General features: G+C 72.9%; 10 protein-coding genes. 6 read left to right on the forward strand and 4 right to left on the reverse strand.

The window, feature by feature from the left end:
• Positions 1-9: 9 nt before the first annotated feature.
• Positions 10-300, reverse strand: a complete 291-nt coding sequence (locus tag P0L94_03035) for a hypothetical protein (protein ID WES65057.1) — start codon at positions 298-300, stop codon at positions 10-12.
• A 10-nt stretch (positions 301-310) separates the two neighbouring features.
• A complete protein-coding gene (locus P0L94_03040; protein WES65058.1) occupies positions 311-535 on the reverse strand; it encodes a DUF3107 domain-containing protein in 225 nt (74 codons plus the stop codon).
• A gap of 141 nt (positions 536-676) precedes the next feature.
• Here P0L94_03040 and P0L94_03045 point away from each other — a divergent pair, with 141 nt between their 5' ends.
• Positions 677-3,895, forward strand: a complete 3,219-nt coding sequence (locus tag P0L94_03045; protein ID WES65059.1) for an ATP-dependent DNA helicase — start codon at positions 677-679, stop codon at positions 3,893-3,895.
• 5 nt (positions 3,896-3,900) lie between these two features.
• Positions 3,901-7,311, forward strand: coding sequence for an ATP-dependent DNA helicase (locus P0L94_03050; protein ID WES66290.1), 3,411 nt, complete (start codon positions 3,901-3,903; stop codon positions 7,309-7,311).
• Here the strand turns inward: P0L94_03050 and P0L94_03055 are convergent.
• A complete protein-coding gene (locus P0L94_03055; GenBank protein WES65060.1) occupies positions 7,233-8,543 on the reverse strand; it encodes a hypothetical protein in 1,311 nt (436 codons plus the stop codon). The genes P0L94_03050 and P0L94_03055 overlap by 79 nt on opposite strands.
• Positions 8,544-8,639: 96 nt before the next feature.
• On the opposite strand from P0L94_03055, the gene nudC reads away from it, so the two are divergent.
• Both nudC and P0L94_03065 read left to right on the forward strand, forming a co-directional pair.
• Positions 8,640-9,545 carry an NAD(+) diphosphatase gene (gene nudC / locus P0L94_03060; protein ID WES65061.1) on the forward strand — a complete coding sequence of 302 codons (906 nt, stop codon included), beginning with the start codon at positions 8,640-8,642 and terminating at the stop codon, positions 9,543-9,545.
• Positions 9,542-11,284 (forward strand): ATP-dependent helicase, encoded by a 1,743-nt coding sequence (locus P0L94_03065; protein WES65062.1) that lies wholly within the window; start codon positions 9,542-9,544, stop codon positions 11,282-11,284. Before nudC ends, P0L94_03065 begins: the two co-directional genes overlap by 4 nt.
• A 782-nt stretch (positions 11,285-12,066) precedes the next feature.
• On the opposite strand, the gene P0L94_03070 is transcribed toward P0L94_03065, so the two are convergent.
• On the reverse strand, positions 12,067-13,488 hold the full coding sequence (locus P0L94_03070) for a zinc-dependent metalloprotease (protein ID WES65063.1): 1,422 nt from the start codon (positions 13,486-13,488) through the stop codon (positions 12,067-12,069).
• A 125-nt stretch (positions 13,489-13,613) separates the two neighbouring features.
• Between P0L94_03070 and P0L94_03075 the strand changes: the two genes are divergently transcribed.
• Together P0L94_03075 and P0L94_03080 are read left to right on the forward strand one after the other, a co-directional pair.
• A complete protein-coding gene (locus P0L94_03075) occupies positions 13,614-14,738 on the forward strand; it encodes a hypothetical protein (protein ID WES65064.1) in 1,125 nt (374 codons plus the stop codon).
• A 62-nt stretch (positions 14,739-14,800) separates the two neighbouring features.
• On the forward strand, positions 14,801-17,728 hold the full coding sequence (locus P0L94_03080) for a UPF0182 family protein (protein ID WES65065.1): 2,928 nt from the start codon (positions 14,801-14,803) through the stop codon (positions 17,726-17,728).
• Positions 17,729-17,813 lie beyond the last annotated feature (85 nt).

Here is a 17,813-nt window from a genome sequence, read left to right on the forward strand (position 1 = left end):
AGCTCCCGCTCAGCCGATGCCGAGCCGCTCGCGGGCTGCCTCGTCGCGTGCCGTCCGCATCCGGGCGAGCGCGATGACCGCCGGGTAGGTCACGACCACGGGCACGACGAGCGCCGCCAGCCACGGCCACGGCGTGTCGATGCCGATGCCCGCCCACGTGAGGGCGGCCCACGCCGCACCGGCGCTCACGGCGCCGATCATGGGCGCCAGCGCCGCGCCGCGCGTGCCCCGCGCACCGATGTGGAAGTGCACGCCGATGCCGATGACGGCGCCCGCGATGAAGGCCAGGAGGATCTGCACGCGCGGTCCGTCAGGCGACGAAGCCGACGCGGCGGGATTCCTCGGTGCCGAGCTCGATGTAGGCCAGGCCCACCGTCGGGACGATGTAGGCGTTGCCCTTGACGTCGGCGAAGGTCAGGTGGGTCGCCCCGGCGTCGAGCGCGGTCGCGACGGACTTCTTGACCGCGGCGGCGGGCTCGTCCGTCTCGAAGCTGAGCTCACGGCCGGTGTTCGCGATGCCGATGCGGATCTCCACGTGACTGCCTTTCTCGAGCGTGCGCGACCCGGTGCCCGGGCTGCATGGCCACTCTACGACACCGCCGGTGCGTGCCCGCCCGCGCGCCGCACGCTGTGGGCGAACGGCGGTGTCGCGGCCGCGCGCTACCGTCGAGGGGTGATGTCCCGCCCCGTCGACGCGCCCGAACGTCTGGACGCCGATCAGCGGCTCGTCGTCGATCTCGACCCCGACGCCTCGGGGGTCGTGCTCGGCGCCCCCGGGACCGGCAAGACGACGGCCCTGGTGCGTCGCGTCGCGCGTCTGCTCACCGACGCCGGCCTCGCGCCCGACGAACTGATGGTCCTCACCCCGACCCGCCAGACCGCCACGGCACTGCGCGACCGGCTGGCCGCGGGGCTGGACGTGGCGACCCCCGGACCCCTCGCCCGCTCGACGTCGTCGTTCGCGTTCCAGCTCGTGCGCGCCGCGGCGGTCGCCGCCGACGCCACGCCGCCCCTGCTGCTGGCCGCGGGGGATCAGGACCGCATCATCGCCGAGCTTCTCGCCGGCGACGAGGAGGACGCCGTCGCCGAGGGCAGCGACCGCTGGCCCGCCGCTCTGTCGCCGTCCGTGCGGCGCTCGCGTGCGTTCCGATCCGAGCTGCGTGCGCTGTTGGCCGAATGCGCCGAGCTCGGACTGTCGCCGGCCGAGCTCGGCGCGCTCGCGCGTTCGCAGGACCACGAGGCCTGGCAGGCTGCGGCGGGCTTCGCCGCCGAGTACGCCTACACGCTGGGACGGATGCGGGCAGACCACCGCGACCCCGCGCAGCTGGTGCACGAGGCCGCGGGTCTGCTCGCCGAGGCGGACGCCGCGCGCATCGGCCCGGCCGCCCGGCTCCGCGCGATCCTCATCGACGACGCGCAGGAGCTCACGCGCGGCGGCGTGGCCCTCGTCGAGGCCGCTCGTCTGCGCGGTGTGGCCGTGCTCGCCTTCGGCGACCCCGACATCGCCTCGGGAGCCTTCCGCGGAGCCAGCGCCGAACTCTTCGACCGGCTCGTGCGCATCCTCGGCTCCGACGTGCACGTCCTCGACGGACCGCACCGCGCCGCGCCGGGGCTCACGCGGCTGACGCGGTCGGTCACGGCCTCGATCGGCGCGAGCGGTCGCGTCGACCACCGCCGCGCTCCCGGCCCCGACGTCGCCGACGACTCCGTGACGGCCCTGGTGAGCGAGTCCCCCTTCGCCGAGTCGGACCGCATCGCCCGGACGCTGCGGACCTGGCACGTGATGGACGGCATCCCGTGGGACGAGATGGCCGTCATCGCCCACGACACGCGCCAGGTGGCGCAGCTGGACGTCGAGCTCGCCGCGCGCGAGGTGCCCACGCGCGCGGCGAGCGTGCCCCGCCCGCTCGGGCGCGAGGACGTCGTGCGGGACCTCGTGGGCATCGTCCGCCTCGGCATGCAGGAGGCCGGCGAGCGTGACCCCGACGCGATCGCCGACGCCCTGCTCACCGCGTTCGGCGGTCTCGATGCCGTCGGGCTGCGGCGACTGCGCGCGCGGCTGCGCATCGCCGAGCTCGCCGACGACGGGGTGCGGCCCGCCCGGGAGCTGCTCGCCGAGGCGATGCGCGAGCCGGCGTGGCTGGCCCTGATCGACTCCGCCGAAGGGCGGCGGGCCGAGCGCCTCGCGGTCACCCTCGCGAAGGTCCATGAGCAGGCGTCGCGCGGCGCGACGATCCACGAGCTGCTGTGGACGGTCTGGGAGCGCTCGGGGCTCGAGCAGACCTGGCTGCGCCGTGCCGCGTCCGGCGGCGCCGGCGCCGACGAGGCCACGCGTTCGCTGGACGCGCTGGTGGCGCTCTTCGGCGCGGCCAAGCGCGCCGTGGAGCGCGCGCCCGAGGAGGGACCGGCCGGATTCATCCGCGAGATCCTCGACAGCGACGTTCCCGAGGACATGCTGACGGCGCCCGAACGAGCCGGCACGGTCGCGCTGCTGACCCCGGCGTCGGCGCTCGGTACCGAGTTCGAGGCGGTGGTCGTCGCGGGCGTGCAGGACGGCATCTGGCCCAACACGCGGCTGCGGGGCGGGCTGCTGGACACGTGGCGTCTCGCCGACGCCGTCGCGGCCTGGCGTCAGGGCGCGGGGGTCGTCGAGCCGGCGGTCCTCGACCGCCGGCGCTCGGTCCTGCACGAGGAGCTCCGCCTGTTCGCGCGGGCCGTGTCGCGCGCGCGCTCGCGCATCGTGGTCACCGCGGTCGACGACGACGATCTCGGCCCGAGCTCTCTGTTCTCCTATCTTCCCGACCCGGTGGCGGACGCCGCGGAGGCGGCGGCGCATCCCCTGACCCTGCGAGGGCTCGTCGCCCGCCACCGCCGGACGCTGACGACGGCCCGCGATGAGACCGAGCGCGCCCACGCGGCAGGCCAGCTGGCGCTCCTCGCCGACGCCGGGGTGCCCGGAGCCCACCCGGACGAGTGGTTCGGCGTCACGGGGCCCTCGAGCACCGCGCCGCTGCACGATCTGGCCGACTCTCCCGTGCGCATCTCCCCGTCGCGCCTGGAGGGCTTCGAGAGATGCGGTCTCGACTGGGCCGTCCGCTCGCTCGGCGGCGACACGAGCTCGTTCTCGTCCGGTCTCGGCACGATCCTCCACGCGGCGATGGAGCATGCTCCCGACGGCGATCTCGAGGCGCTGCGCGCCGCCGTCGAAGACCGCTGGGGCGAGCTGCCTTTCGAGGCCGAGTGGCTCGAGCGGCAGGAGCGCGCGTGGGCCGAGGTGCTCGTGCGGCGGCTGCACGTCTACCTGCGCCGCGTCGGGTCGGAGGGCGGTGTCGCCGTCGGCGCGGAGTCCCGGTTCCGCCTCGCGGTCGACCTGCCCGATGGCGACGGCGAACCGGCCGTGCGCGCGGCCGATGCCGATGCGGCCGGCCCGGCGGCGGTGCTGTCGGGATCCATCGACCGTGTCGAGCTGTACCCGGCCGGACGCGGCGAGGACGTGCCGATCGCGGACCCCGGCGGCCCGCCCCGTGTGGTGGTGCTCGACCTGAAGACGGGGCGCAGCGAATCGCGCGTCTCCGCCGACAAGGTCACCGACGACGCGCAGCTCGCGGCCTACCAGCTCGCCGTCGCCGAGGGACTCGTCGACGGCGTCGACGGTGCCGTCAACGCCGGCGCGCGCCTGCTCGTGCTGTCGAGGACCCTCAAGGGAACCCACTACCGCATCGCCCACCAGGCGCCGATGGACGACGAAGCGCGTGCGGCGTTCCTGCGGCGGATCGCCGTCAACGCGCGCGGGATGGCGGCAGCCGAGTTCATCGCCAACGTCGATGCGCACTGCACCGACGACCGGTTCGCGGTGTGCCGCCTGCACACCGTCAAGGCGGTGAGCTCCTCGTGACGGCGATGGGAGCTTGGCCGGGCGGCGGGGGCCTGTCGGCATCCGTCATCGCCGCGGCCCTCGGGCTCCCCGAGCCGACACCGGATCAGCGCGCGGTCATCGAGGCGCCCGCCACACCCGCCCTCGTGATCGCGGGAGCCGGCAGCGGCAAGACCGAGACGATGGCCGGGCGGGTCGTGTGGCTCGTCGCCAACGGTCACGTCCGCCGTGACGAAGTGCTCGGGCTGACGTTCACGCGCAAGGCCGCGGGCGAACTGGGGGAGCGCATCGCGGCCCGCCTGTCGAGGGTCGACGAGTACGCGCGCCGCGGTCTCGTCCCGCACGTGCCCGCGCTGGCGGCGTCGGGAGCGCTCGCCGACGTGTGGGAGCGCGTCGGCCGCGAACCCGAGCGGCGGCGTGCCGCGGCGCTCGGCGAGCAGCTCGACCGCCTCGCCCGCGAGCACGGCGCCGTCGTCGGCGGCGAGGCGGCGCCGGTGGGTGAGGACGTCCTGCTGCGCGCGCGCGTGTCGACCTACAACGCGTTCGCGGACGCCATCGTGCGAGAGCACGCGGCGCGGATCGGGCGCGACGCCGAGGCGGCGCTGCTGAGCCAGTCCGGCTCATGGCTGACAGCGCGTCGCGTCGTGATCGACTCGCTCGACGAACGCCTCGCCACGCGCGAGGACCGGTTCGGCACGGTCGTGGACGCCGTCCAGCGGCTGTCCGGCGAAGTGCTCGACAACCGCGTCGACCTCGACGACCTGGCCCGGTTCGGCGCCGACATGGAGCGTGCCGTGGCGCCGCTCGTCAACCCGGATCTGGCCGGTCCCGGCGACGTCGAGAAGCTGCATGCGGCGATGGGCGGCCTCGGTGTGCTCGCCGACCTGGTGCGCGACTACGACCGCGCCAAGCACGCGCGCGGCGCCCTGGACTTCGCCGATCAGGTCGCCGGTGCGCTCGAGATCGTGCGCAGCGCCCCCGAGGTGGCTCGCGAACTCCGGGAGCAGTACCGCGTCGTGCTGCTCGACGAGTACCAGGACACATCCGTGCTGCAGACCGAGCTGCTCAGCGGTGTCTTCCGCGACACCGCGGTCATGGCGGTCGGCGACCCGCACCAGTCCATCTACGGCTGGCGCGGCGCGAGCGCCGACAATCTGCGCGCGTTCGACCGCTCCTTCGCCGTCGACACGCCGTGCGCGCGCTTCGCCCTCATGATCAGCTGGCGCAACGACCGGGCGATCCTGGATGCCGCCAACGCGGTCATCGCCTCGGCGGTGGGCGACGTCCCCCCGCTCGAGGCGCGACCCGGCGCCGGCGTCGGCGCGGTGACGCGCGAGTTCGCGGACACCATCGAGGACGAGGCCGCCGCCGTCGCGGAGTGGTTCGCGCAGGCCCGGGCCGCGCACGAGGCCACGAGCGACCGCGCGCACTCGGGAGCGATCCTGTTCCGCGCCAAGCGGCACATGTCGACGTTCGCCGATGCGCTCGCGGCGCGCGGGATCCCGCACCGCATCCTCGGACTCGGCGGCCTGCTGTCCACCCCCGAGGTCGTCGACGTCGTCGCGGCGCTGCGCGTGCTCAGCGACCCGTCGCAGGGGTCGAGCCTCATCCGCCTCCTGGTCGGTCCGCGGTTCGGCGTCGGCGTGGCGGACATGGCTGCGCTGCACGAGCTGGCGCGGACCCTCGCCCAGCGCGACGCGTCCTTCGCGCGCCTGCCCGACGCGCTCGTGCAGCGGCTGCGCGCGTCGGTCGGTGTCGACGAGCAGGTGTCGATCGTGGACGCGGTCGACGTCGTCCGCGCGCTTCCGGGCGACTACGCGCTCCTGTCGCGCTTCACGCCGGAGGGACGGCGGCGGATCAAGGATGCGGGGACGGTCTTCGAGCGCCTGCGCGCGTCGGCGACGCTGCCGATCCCGGATCTCATCCGCCAGATCGAGCTCGAACTGCTCCTGGACGTCGAGCTCGCGGCGAACGAGAGCCGTGGCCCCGCGCGTCTGGCCTCGGCGCAGCTGCGCTCGTTCGTCGACGAGATCCGCGGCTTCCTCGCCGCGGACGAGCGCGGCTCGATCGGGAGCCTCCTGGCGTGGCTCGACCACGCCGAGGAGACCGACGAGCTCATGCCGCGGCCAGAGCCGCCCGAGCCCGGCGTCGTCCAGCTGCTCACGATCCACGGTGCCAAGGGGCTCGAGTGGGACGCCGTGGCGGTCGTCCGGATGGTGAAGGACGAGCTGCCCAAGCGGCCGCGCTCGACCATGGGATGGCTCGGCTTCGGGGTGCTGCCCTATGGATTCCGCGGGGACGTCGATGCGCTTCCGCGCCTCGACTGGGATCCGGCGGACGGCGGGGGGCGCAGCGCTCTGCAGAAGGCGATCCGCGAGTTCAAGAACGCCAACCGCGACCATCAGGAGGCCGAGGAGCGGCGTCTGGCCTATGTCGCCGTGACGCGCGCCCGCCAGGACCTGCTCCTGACCGGCTCCCGCTGGGGCGGACAGGTGCAGGCCCGCCGCCCGAGCCCGTACCTGGTCGAGATCGTCGAGGCGCTGACACTGGACGCGATCGACGAACCCGAGGACGACGAGAACCCGTACGAGGGCCGTCAGGGGGCGACGCTGCGGTGGCCGCTCGACCCCCTCGGGGAGCGCGGGGATCGGGTCCGGGCGGCCGCCGCCGCCGTGCGCGCCGCGCTCGCGGCGCCGCGTCCACCGGCATCCGACGAACTCGACCGACTGCTTCGCGAGCGCGCGGCCCGCGCCGTGCCGCCGCCCATCGAGGCGCCGCCGCGCGTGGCGGCATCGCGCTTCAAGGACTTCGTCGAGGACTTCTCGGGCACTGTCTCGTCCATCGCGCGCCCCGTTCCGGAACGGCCCTACCGCCAGACCCGGATCGGCACGCTGTTCCACGCGTGGGTGGAGCAGAGGTCCGGGCTCGTCGGACGGGGGACGTCGCTCGACGCGGGGCTGTGGGAGGTCGACGACGACCAGCAGACCGAGGCGTCGCTCGCCGACGCCTCCCAGCTCGGCGAGCTCACGTCGACCTTCCTGGCATCGGAGTGGGCGCCGCTGCAGCCCATCGAGGTCGAAACCGAGATCGACGTCACGCTCGCGGGCGCCGACGGCCTGGTGAACGTGATCTGCAAGCTCGACGCGGTCTACCGACGCGACGACCGCGGGGGGCGCATCGAGATCGTGGACTGGAAGACCGGCCGGCCGCCGGCCGGCGAAGCCGAGCGCGATGAGCGGATGCTTCAGCTCGCGCTCTACCGCGTGGCCTACCACAAGCGGCACGACGTGCCCCTGTCGCAGATCGACGTCGCGCTCTACTACGTCGCGGACGACCTGGTGATCCGGTCGGACCGGGTCTACTCGGAGGCGGAGCTCGTCCAGCGCTGGAACGCGGCCCGCGAGGCGCGTTCGGTCTCGCGCTCGGCCTCGGAGTGATCCTCGACGAAGGCCCCGATATCGACGGGGGCCGTCGCGACGTCCTCCACGTGCGCCGCGGCCGCGGGCGCGGCCGAGGGGCGTTCGGCCAGCGGGGACACCGGCTGCGTGTCCGCGTCCGTGATGGCGGGGTCGCCGCGATGGGCCGTCTCGTCGGCCGCGGGCTCGTCGGCGCTCACCCACAGAGCGAGCTCGGCCATGTCGTAGGCGTCGGTGTGCATCGACGTGTCGACGCTCGGCGCCGCGCTCCCCGGGAAGTGCCCGATCATCGCGATGGCGTCGTCGACTCCGCGAGCGGTGTCGTCGACGAGCGGCTGCCCGCGGACCCCCTCGGCCAGCGACGTCAGCAGCGCCCGTGCATCGGCGACGATGTCATCGCTGCCGGCATCGTGGCCGTGCACGAGCCACTTCGCGAACTGCAGTTCCGCGTACATGCGCGACCGATCGCGGACGTGGGCGTCGGGCGCGCGGTCGCTGTGCGATGTGTACGCCGCGAACACGTCGTCCGCGGCATCCGGCGCTGATGCGAGCCATTCGAGGTCGCCGGCCGGGTCGCCCGCCGACAGGCCGTGCCACTCGAGCAGCCCCGTCACGTGCGGGACGCCCTCGAGGTCCTCGAACAGGAACGACGCCGCTCCCGTGCCGCCCAGGACGATGGTGGACTCGAACCGCCAGAGAGCGTCGTCCTCGAGCGCAACCCGCCAGCGTTCGCGCAGCGCGGGGGGAAGAGCGCCCGTCGCCTCCGCGCGGTCGACCAGCCTCAGCGCATCGCCGCGGACCTGCGACGGCGTCCGGGCCGGAAGCCCCTCGCTGCGGACGATGGACAGCGGAAGCGCGTGCAGGGCCGCGAGGGCGGCGCCGAGCGAGCTGGCGGCGCCGCGACCCGCGGGCAGATGAGCGGGGTCGACACGATAGCCGGGGAGGAAGTCCACGACGATGGCGGGGGCGCCGTCCACGCCCGTCTCGCCGAGCAGCTCCGGGGCGCGGAACGGAAGCAGTCCCCGCACTCCCGGCGTCAGGGCGCGCAGCGCGCGTGCCTGAGCGGTGAGCTCGGCTGCGGCGGCGGGATCCGCGGGCGTGCGCACGACGACGGTCCGGCCGTCGTCGAGGCGCGCGAGGGCGGAGTCGTACCGCCCGGTCGTGCCCTCGGAGAGTGCGCCGGCTCCGACCACCCCGACGCGGGGGAGAGCCGACGTGACTGCCGCGGCTAGAGTGAGGGGTGAGCGTGCCATGTGCTCAGGGTAGGTCGGGTGCGCGCGTGTGCCGTCGCGCCACGCCCTGTCTGCGGAGCACCGCCGGAATCGTCCGAACACGCGAGAGGGGACCCGATGTCGTCGCCCGACAGCGCGCCGCCGGCGCTGGCCCGAGCAGAGATCGACCGGTCGGCGGCCGAGCGCGAGGACCCGGGACTGCTGGATCGACTGCGTGCGGACCCGTCGACGCGCGTGCTGCTGGTGTCGCGCGATCAGGCGCCCATCGCGCGGTCCGGCGGGCCGGCGTGGACGACGCCTGATGATGCGCCCGCCGACGCCGAATGGGCTCTGCTGGGGCGTGCGGGCGACGGGGCCGCGCTGGTCGCCGCCGTCATCGCCGGCGATCCGCCGCCCGTGGCCGACGCGGAGTGGGCGGGATTGCGAACGGTCGGGGCCGACCTGTCGGCCGAGGACGCCGGGGCGTTCGTGACAGCGGTCGCGCTCGGGCGCTGGCTGCGCGACGCACCGCACTGCCCAGCGTGCGGCGAGCGCACGGTGATCGAGCAGGCGGGTTGGTCGCGGCGCTGCCCCTCCTGCGGACGGCAGCACTTCCCGCGGACGGATCCGGCCGTCATCGTGGCCGTCACCAGCGCGGTCGACCCCGATCGCCTCCTGCTCGGCTCGAACGCCATGTGGGGCGGCAGCCGGTATTCGTGCTTCGCGGGGTTCGTCGAGGCGGGCGAGTCGCTCGAGCAGGCGGTCCACCGCGAGGTGGAGGAGGAGGCCGGCGTCGAGGTCGCGGGCCTGGACTATCGCGGATCGCAGGCTTGGCCGTATCCGCGCTCGCTCATGGTCGGCTTCCTGGCCCGCGCCGAGGACGACGCCGCGGCCCGACCGGACGGCGAGGAGATCCTCGACGTCCGGTGGTTCACGCGGGATGAGATCGGAGCGGGGCTGCGCGGCGAGGGTCCGGTCGGGCTCCCCGGGCCCGCCTCGATCGCGCACGGCCTGATCGCCCAGTGGTACGCGGGTCGCGCATGAGCGGCGGCGCACTGGACGGTCTCGATGAGCGGCAGCGAGAAGCGGCGGCCGCACTGCGCGGCCCCGTGGCGGTGCTCGCCGGTGCGGGCACCGGCAAGACACGTGTGATCACCCACCGCATCGCCCACGGCGTCGACACCGGAGCGTTCTCTCCGGGTCGCGTCATGGCGGTGACGTTCACCGCGAAGGCGGCGGGCGAGATGCGCGGGCGGCTGCACGGGCTCGGTGTCGAGGGCGTCGCCGCGCGGACGTTCCACGCCGCCGCGCTGGCCCAGCTGAATTACTTCTGGCCGACCGTCGCGGGCGACAGCGCCCCGCGGCTCGTCGACAACAAGGTGCGCGTGCTCGCGCACGCCGCGGACGGCATCGGACTCGACCCCGACGTCGCGACCCTCCGGGACGTGGCCTCGGAGATCGAATGGCGCAAAGTCAGCATGCGCTCGATAGAGCAGTACGCCGCCGAGCGCCCTCGCGGGGTCGGGCGGATGCCGGTCGAGCGGGTCGTGGACCTGCAGCGAGCCTACGAGAAGCTCAAGGACGAGCGCCGCCAGATCGACTTCGAGGACGTGCTGCTCGCGTGCGCGGGCATGCTCGAGGCCGAGCCGAAGGTGTCGCGCGCGGTGCGCGAGCAGTATCGCCATTTCACGGTGGACGAGTTCCAGGACGTCTCGCCGCTGCAGCATCGCCTCCTCGACCTGTGGGTCGGGGACCGGCGCGACCTGTGCGTGGTCGGCGACGCCAGCCAGACGATCTACTCGTTCGCCGGCGCCGATGCCGGGTTCCTGCTCGACTTCGCGCGCCGGTACGAGGACGCCCGCGTCGTGCGGCTGGAGACGAGCTACCGGTCGGACGCGGTCATCCTCGACGTGGCCAACGAACTGATGCGCGACCGGCCCGGCGCCCTTCACCTGGTCGCCCGCGAGGAGTCCGGTGCTCCGCTGCCGACCGTGGATGCGTTCGCGGACGACGCGGCCGAGGCGCGAGCGATCGCCGACGCGGTCGCGGCCCAGATCCGGGCCGGCGCCGAGCCCACCCAGATCGCCGTGCTCTACCGCGCCCATGCCCAATCGGCCGAGATCGCCACCGCGCTCGCAGCGCACGGCATCGCGACGACGGTCCTGGGCGGGAAGCGCTTCTTCGACCTGCCCGAGGTGCGGCAGGCGATCATGGCGCTTCGCGGCGCCTCCGTCGCCCCGATCCCGTCGGGGTTCGTCGACGCCGTCCGCGACGTCCTGCGCTCTCTCGGGCTCACCGACGAGCCGCCGCAGGCCGGAGGCGCCCTGCGCGATGCGTGGGAGGCCCGCGCTGCGATCCTGCGGCTCGCGCAGGAGGCCCCCGAGACGGCGACGCTTCGGACGTTCACGGACGAACTCGTGGCCCGCGCGAAGGCCCAGCATGAGCCGGCGATGCGCACCGTGACCCTCGCGACGCTCCACGCCGCGAAGGGTCTGGAGTGGGACCACGTTCATCTCGCGGGCCTCGCCGAGGGACTGCTCCCGATCGCCTACGCCGACACGCTCGCCGCCGTCGACGAGGAGCGTCGTCTGCTGTACGTCGGGATCACGCGTGCGGCGCGGTCGCTGTCGCTGACATGGGCGCGCGGTCCGCGCGAGCGTCAGCCGTCGCGATTCCTGCGAGAGATCGGCAACCGCACTCTGCGTGCGGTCGGTGCCAGCGGCTCCGCCGGTGCAGCGCGCCGTCGTGGAGGGTCAGCGACCGCATCCGCGCGCGCCCGCTGACCTCGACGGCGTCTCGCAGCAGCCGGGCCGCGACGGCGCCCGCCTCGGCCGCCCTCGTGGGCGCGATCGCAGGCGCCGGCCTTCCCAGGAGCTGCGCCGCCACGACGGGCCATTCGGGGTCGCGATCTCGGCGCGCGATCTGGACGCAGGTCAGACACGCCGTGCGCCCCGGCAGGACCACGGGGCCGATGTCCAGGCGCCCGTCGGCCAGGACGATCGGCACATGGGCCACATCGGCGGACATCAGATGAGCCACGAGCCGGGGGTCGACCACATGCGCCGCGAGCACGACGACCGGCAGGCGCTCGGCGGCGACCGATCCCGGCCCGCTCGGATCGACGACGGTGAACCCGCCGTCGGCGAGGGCCTGGATGAGACCCTCCCGCGCGGGACCCGTCAGACGCGTCTGGTCGAGCACGGTCAGAGGCCGACGCACCGCTTCGGTGTCGGAGCGCAGCACCGGGCTCAGCCGTGTGAGGAACGCGCGCAGCTCACCCGGTGCGATGCCGATCGCGTCGGCGATCGCGGCCAGCTCGGCGTCGCTGGCTCCCGCCTCGAGAGCCGCGACGACGCGTTCGTGCCACGGAAGCGCGGCCGGCACGACCACGCGCGCATCCTGGCCGAACTGCAGCGTGTCGGGGGAGCGCCACACGGGCGGGTGGGACGGATCCAGGCGCGGCATGCGATCGATCATCACCGGCGCGGTGACGCGCCGGGCGGCCTGTCCACAGCTCGGGGTGATGCCGGCCGCAGGGAAGCGCCTGGGGAGGAGAGGAAGCGGGTCAGACCGGCCTGTGGTCGTCCGGCTGCTCGCCGGACTCGTCTCCGTCGTCCTCGCCGGACTCGTCTCCGTCGTCCTCGCCGGGTGCGTCGGCCGAGGGCTCCTCGCCCGCCAGCAGCCGGGCGAGCGCGTCGTCCATCTCGTCGGTGGCCGGTTCCTCGCCGCGAGCCCGGGCCTCGAGACGGGCGACCAGCGACGACGGATCGTCGATGTCCTCGGCCCCGGGCATCAGGTCGGGGTAGTCCCACAGCGCATCGCGTGCCGCGACACCCACGGCGTCGGTGACCGCGCGCCACATCGCCGCCGCCTCGCGCATGCGGCGCGGTCGCAGCTCGAGGCCGACGAGCGAGCCGAGCGCGCGCTCCGCCGGTCCGCCCACGGCGCGTCGCCGGCGGACCATCTCGGCGATGCGCTCCGCGGACGGAATGCGCGCGGTCGCGTCGGCCGTGACGACGTCGACCCACCCCTCGATCGTGGCAAGCAGGTTCTCGAGCCGCTCGAGCGCCGCGTCCTGCGCCTCCGAGCGGGTCGGCAGCAGCGCGCCGCTCTCGATGGCGCGACGCAGTTCCTCGGGCTCCGACGGATCGAACCGCGAGGCGAGATCCTCGAGCGCATCCGTGTCGACGTGGATCCCGCGCGCGAACTCGGTGACCTGCGAGATCACGTGCAGACGCAGCCATCGCGCGTGCCGGAACAGGCGCGCGTGGGCGAGCTCGCGGGCCGCGATGTACAGCGCGAGCTGGTCATCCGGGATCTCCAGCTCGGAGCCGAGCATCGCGAAGTTCTGGGGGAGCACCGCCGCGGTGCCGTCGGGCATGAGCGGGATGCCGACGTCGCCGCCGCTGACGACCTCCTTCGACAGCTCGCCGACGACCTGTCCGAGCTGGGAGGCGAACAGCGAGCCGCCGACGGTCCGCATGAGGCGTCCCGCTCCCTGGACCAGACCCTGCATCTCCTCGGGCGTCTGCGACGCCAGCGCCGCGGTGAGCGCGTCGGCGATGCTGCCTGCGACCGGCTCGGCCAGCTCCTGCCAGACCGGCAGGGTCGACTCGACCCAGCCGCCGCGCGTTATGGCGCTCGGAGCCGAGGCCAGCTGCGAGATGGCGGTCGCCTCGCTCAGCCACAGGTTGGCCAGGGAGAACGCCTGATCCATGTCGGACGCCTGTCCGCTCGTCACGCCGAGGCCGTCCTGATTTGCGATGTGCAGGGCCTGGCGCTCGGCCATGTCCCATGAGATCCCGTCGTCGCCGGAGGCGAAGGCCCCCTGCAGGTGGCGCATCACCGTCTGCATCATCGCCGGGTCGATCTGCATGCCCGACAGCTTTGACAGCTGCTCGGCATCGAGTTCGCCCGGGGCGCCGCCGAGCAGATTGCGCAGCAGTTCCTCGAACTCCTCTTCGGGAGAGCGATCGTCGTCAGCCACTTCAGCCGCCTTTCAGCCGGGTCGGGGCGTCTCGTTCTACGCTAGTCGCGAAGATCCTCGCACCGCCCCGGGTGGAACCCGATTCCCGTACGCCGGTCGCGAACGACCCCGCTGGAAAGGCTGACGTGGCGCTGTTCGACGAGAATCCCGTCCCTCCGCCCGCCCCCGAGCGTCGGCTGTCGCGGGGGGCGGTCGCGGGCACGTGGGCGCTCGCGGTCGCGCTCGTGGTCATGGTCGTGCTGACGTTCCTGCCGACCTCGTACGTCATCGAGCGACCGGGACCGGTCTACAACACGCTGGGCACGGCGCGGGCCTCCGACGGCACCGAGGTGCCCCTCATCTCGGTGGACGGCGCTGACACGTACCCCACGGAGGGATCGCTGGATCTGCTCACGGTGCAGGTCGTGGGCAACCGCGAGCGGACGCCGTCGTGGTTCGAGCTGGCGACCGCCTGGTTCGATCCGAGCCGCGCGGTGGTGCCCCTCGCGTCGGTGTTCCCGGAGGGCCAGACCAGCGACGAGCGCAACGAGCAGAGCGCCGCGCTGATGGTCGATTCGCAGAAGGAGGCCACGGCGGCGGCCCTGTCCGAGCTCGGCTACGACGTGCAGCCCGAGTTCAGCGTGTACTCGTTCGTCGAAGACTCCGCCGCCGAAGGCATCCTCGAGGTCGGCGACCGGATCATCGCCGCAGAGGGCGTCGAGGTGACCGACGTCGACACCTTGCGCGGCGTCGTCAACGACGGCGGCGGGGCGGCGATCGAACTCACGATCGTGCGCGAGGGCGAGCAGACGGACGTCTCGGTCACGCCCAAGGCGACCGAGATCGACGGCGAGGACACACTGCTGCTGGGCATCTCGCTCATCACCGACTACGACTTCCCGTTCGACGTCACGATCCAGCTCGACAACGTCGGCGGGCCGAGCGCGGGCATGATGTTCGCGCTCGGCATCATGGACGTCCTCACGCCCGGCGAGCTCAACGGCGGCGAGCAGATCGCGGGCACGGGCACGATCAGCGGCGACGGGATCGTCGGCCCCATCGGCGGTATCCGGCAGAAGATGTGGGGAGCCAGCGACGCCGGCGCGGCGTGGTTCCTCGCGCCCGCGGGCAACTGCGACGAGGTCGTCGGCCACGTCCCGGGAGATCTCGAGGTGTTCTCGGTCGAGACGCTCGACGACGCTCTCGCCGTGCTCGAGACGATCTCGGCGGACGGCGACACCGGCACGCTGCCGACCTGCACGGCAGGCTGAATCCCCGGCGTTCTGTCAGGCGGGCGGAGAGACCTGCGCGCCGCGCCGCCTAGGATGGAAGGGTGACCACGACCTCGGCGCCGAATGCGGCCACACCCTCCCGTTCCCGACGCGTCATCGCGATTTCGCTGGCGGTGATCGCCGCCCTCGTGGTGGCCTTCTTCATCTTCGCCAACCTCTTCACCGACTGGCTGTGGTATGCGCAGCTGGGCTTCGAATCGGTGCTCGTGACACAGTGGATCGCCAGGGTGGTGATGTTCGCGATCGGGTTCCTGGGCATGGCGGTGCCGGTATGGCTCGCGATCCAGCTGGCGTATCGCCTGCGGCCCGTCTACGCGCGGCTGAGCTCGCAGCTGGACCGCTATCAGGAGGTCGTCGAGCCGCTGCGGCGGCTGGCGATGTGGGGCATCCCGGTGTTCTTCGGCTTCTTCGCCGGATTCGCCGCGTCGGCCCAGTGGGAGACCACGTGGCTGTGGTTCAACGGCGCGGCCACCAACCAGACGGACCCCGAGTTCGGGCTGGACACCGGCTTCTACCTGTTCGCCATGCCGTTCTACACCTCGCTGATCGGGTTCGTCTCGGCGGTGCTGCTGGTGTGTCTGCTCGTGACGGCCGCGGTCGCCTACCTGTACGGCGCCGTGCGGATCGGCCAGCGCGAGCTGCGCATCTCGAAGTCGGCGCGCATCCAGCTCGCGGTGCTCGCCGGCCTCTACCTGCTCGTGCAGGGTGTGAGCCTGTGGCTCGACCGGTACCGCACCCTCGTCGAGCCCGGCGGCATGGGGCGCATCACCGGCCCCGGCTACACCGAGGCCAACGCCGTCATCCCCGGTCAGACCGTGCTCGCCATCATCGCCGTGGTCGTGGCGATCCTGTTCTTCGTCACGGCGATCATCGGCCGCTGGCGCTACCCGCTCATCGCGACCGCACTGCTGGTCGTCTCCGCGATCGTGGTGGGGGTCGGCTACCCCTGGGTCGTCCGGACCTTCCAGGTGCAGCCGAACCAGCTCTCGCTCGAGAGCCAGTACTACGAGCGCAACCTCGAGATGACCAAGTCCGCGTACGGCATCGACGAACTCGACAAGATCGACTACACCGCAGAGGTCACGACCGAGGCGGGACAGCTGCGCGAGGACGCCGACACGACGGCGTCGATCCGCATCATGGATCCCGCGATCATCGGACCCACGGTGCGGCAGCTCGAGCAGTACCGCGCGTACTACCAGTTCGCCGAGCCGCTGGACGTCGACCGCTACGAGATCGACGGGCAGTCGCAGGACACCATCGTCTCGGTGCGGGAGCTGAACACGGATCAGCTCGGCGCGGCGTCGAACTGGCAGAACAACGTCCTGGTGTACACCCACGGCTACGGCATCGTCGCAGCCGCGGGCAATGAGCGCACCGCGGACGGCAACCCCGTCTTCCTCGAGCGCGGCATCCCTGCGCAGGGCTTCCTGTCGGACCAGGAGGACTTCCAGCCGCGGGTGTACTTCGGCGAGACCTCGCCCGAGTACTCGATCGTCGGCGCGCCCGAGGGCACCGACCCGATCGAGCTCGACTACCCCTCCGGCACCGAGGGCTCGAACAGCGAGACGCGCACGACGTTCGACGGCGACGGCGGCCCCAGCCTGAGCAGCGTCTTCAGCCGTCTGCTGTACGCGCTGAAGTTCCAGTCCGAGCAGATCCTGTTCTCGGACTCCGTCAACGAGGACTCCCAGATCCTCTACGACCGCGATCCGAGCCTGCGCGTGCAGAAGGTCGCGCCCTACCTCACGCTCGACAGCGACCCGTACCCCAGCGTCGTCGACGGCCGCGTCGTGTGGATCATCGACGGCTACACCCTGAGTGCGAACTACCCGTACTCCACGACGGTGAGCCTGCAGCAGGCGATCGAGGACTCCAACAACACCGCGCCGCGGTTCGCGCTGGACGACATCAACTACGTCCGCAACTCCGTGAAGGCGACCGTCGACGCGTACGACGGATCGGTCACCCTGTACGCGTGGGATGAGGAGGACCCGCTCCTCCAGGCGTGGCAGAACGTGTACCCGTCGACGCTGAAGTCCGTGGACGAGATGTCGGGCGAGCTGATGAGCCACGTGCGGTACCCCACGGACCTGTTCAAGATCCAGCGGGCGCTGCTCGGCGTCTACCACGTCGACGACGCGCGAGCGTTCTTCCAGCGCGACAACGCGTGGGCGACGCCGAACGACCCGCAGACCGACGCGCGTCTCCAGCCGCCGTACTACCTGACGATGCAGATGCCGGGTCAGGACGACCCGAGCTACTCGATGTTCACGACCTTCATCCCGTCGTCCGAGGCCGGCACGGCCAGCCGCAACGTGCTGATGGGATATCTCGCCGTCGACGCGAACGCGGGTGACACCGCGGGCGAGAAGAGCGACGACTACGGCAAGCTGCGGCTGCTCGAGATCTCCGCCGAGACGACGGTGCCCGGTCCCGGCCAGGTGCAGAACCGGTTCGACTCCGACACCGAGGTGTCCTCGCAGATCAACATCCTGCAGCAGGGCCAGTCCGAGGTGCTCAACGGCAATCTGCTGACGCTTCCGGTGGGCGGCGGGCTCCTGTACGTCCAGCCGGTGTTCGTCCAGGCCTCGCAGGGCACGCAGCTGCCGACGATCCGGAAGATCCTGGTGGCCTTCGGCGACGAGATCGCGTTCGAGGACACCCTCGACGAGGCTCTCAACGCGCTGTTCGGCGGCGAGTCGGGCGCCACGACCGGTGACGAGGGCGTGTCGCCCACGCCGTCGCCGGACGCCACGCCGTCGCCCGACGCCACGCCGTCCCCCAGCCCGTCGCCGACCGAGCCTGCGGTTCCCGCCGACGAGTACCAGGCGGCGCTGGAGGAGGCCCGGCAGGCCATGCTGGACCGCGACGCCGCTCTCGCGGCCGGCGACTGGACCGCCTATGGCGAGGCCGACGCTCGACTCACGGCTGCCGTCGAGACGCTCATCGAGCTCAGCGGCGAGTGACCCGCACCGCGTGAGAGAGCCCCGGCCTCAGGGCCGGGGCTCTTCACGTTCTGGGGACGACGGCCGCAGCGCCGGCGGGGCATCG

It is taken from the genome of Microbacter sp. GSS18 (assembly GCA_029319145.1).
Lineage (GTDB): Bacteria > Actinomycetota > Actinomycetes > Actinomycetales > Microbacteriaceae > Microbacterium.

Excerpts from the sequence above, each read along its gene's own strand:
- P0L94_03045 (WES65059.1), top strand. The coding sequence starts at position 677 with ATGTCCCGCCCCGTCGACGCGCCCGAACGTCTGGACGCCGATCAGCGG.
- P0L94_03050 (WES66290.1), top strand. The coding sequence starts at position 3,901 with ATGGGAGCTTGGCCGGGCGGCGGGGGCCTGTCGGCATCCGTCATCGCC.
- P0L94_03055 (WES65060.1), bottom strand. The coding sequence starts at position 8,543 with ATGGCACGCTCACCCCTCACTCTAGCCGCGGCAGTCACGTCGGCTCTC.
- nudC (WES65061.1), top strand. The coding sequence starts at position 8,640 with ATGTCGTCGCCCGACAGCGCGCCGCCGGCGCTGGCCCGAGCAGAGATC.
- P0L94_03065 (WES65062.1), top strand. The coding sequence starts at position 9,542 with ATGAGCGGCGGCGCACTGGACGGTCTCGATGAGCGGCAGCGAGAAGCG.